Below are 1,352 nucleotides of genomic sequence, written 5' to 3' on the forward strand. Positions count from 1 at the left end.
AACTGGTTAGCATTTATTCGCCGTGCGGAGCATGGCGAATAAATGCCTGTTGGACTAAGCCGCCCCTCAGGCTGCGAAGCAGCTTCTATAGGGTATTGTATTGGCTGCGGTGCGACCTGACGCCTCTCGTCGCGTGCATACGCTGCTGGGGTGACGCATTCGGGCAGTGATAGTGGCCATCCTTCCCGTCTCTTTTGAGCGCAATTTTCCCCAACGTAGCGCGTCTACCGGTCAGAATCCATCACCGGGACGATCGCCGCCACGACCCGCGAGCGGGCCGGATCGACGAGTCCGTTGTCTGGCAAAGTCCGTTGTGTATCTGGCGTTATCTCATGCTCGATAGCGTTGCGCCCTGTGGTTGGTGGGTCTGAGGGTCCCGATCACCCGCAGTGTCGGTTGCCGGCAGTGCGGGCAGGTGTAGGTCGGCTCCGCGTCACGGGTGGCCGTCTCGGCATCCGCTGGCGTCTCGACGACCGCCAGCGCCCGGCGGATTTCTGTCAGGCGGCGTCGCCGGCAACGATTGGCCAAAAAGCCGTAGTGACGGACCCGCATCAGCCCCTTGGGCAGGACATGCAGCAGGAAGCGGCGCACGAACTCCTCGCCATCGAGGACGAGCTGTTTACGCCGGTCACGGTCGCGATAGTCCTTGTAGCGCAGGGTCACCTGGTGATCGTCCACGGCGAGGATGCGGGCGTTGCTGATGGCAATCTGGCGCGTGTAGCGCGCCAGGTAGCGCACCACCGTGTCGGTGTGTTCGAGACAGTCCTTGCTGTAGACGACCCACTCGGTGGCCATCAGGGCGTTGAGCTGGTCGTCGACGTCGCCGGGTCGGGTGACTCGGTGGAGTTCGCCAGCAGTGGCGGCCTGACGCAGGGCGCTGACCAGGTGCCCACGAAAGTGGCGCGACAGGGCCCGCACCGGGAACAGGTAGTGGCTGCGCGCCCCACGCCAGCGGCCATCGTCGCCCAGTGCACCGCCGGGAACCAGGCAGTGCAGGTGCACATGCTGACTCAGGTTCTGGCCCCAGGTATGGAGCACCGCACTCATGCCCATTTCGCCGCCGAGCCGCTTGGGATCGCGACCAAAGGTGCGCAGCGTCCGCCAGGCGCTCTGGAACAGCCGCCGGTAGATCACCTCGGGGTGAAGCTGGACCCAGCCGTTCAGGCGGTGCGGCAGAGTGAACACGACATGGTAATAGCGCACGGGCAGGATATTCGCCTGCTGACGCTCGGCCCACTGCGCCATGGCACGCCCCTGGCATTGCGGGCAGTGGCGGTCGCGACAACCGAAGTAGTGCGCCTGGGTGTGGTCGCAGTCCGTACACTGCAAGACCTGCCCGCCCATCGCCTCGG

The 1,352-nt window shown here is 64.9% G+C and carries 1 protein-coding gene; it reads right to left on the reverse strand.

Features of this window, described 5'->3' with window-relative positions; translation table 11 throughout:
• Positions 1 to 330: 330 nt before the first annotated feature.
• Positions 331 to 1,352 (reverse strand): IS91 family transposase (locus HOP52_RS19515; protein ID WP_238979198.1); only part of this gene is annotated, 1,022 nt, incomplete at its 5' end.

This window comes from Billgrantia campisalis (assembly GCF_022341425.1).
GTDB lineage: Bacteria > Pseudomonadota > Gammaproteobacteria > Pseudomonadales > Halomonadaceae > Halomonas > Halomonas campisalis.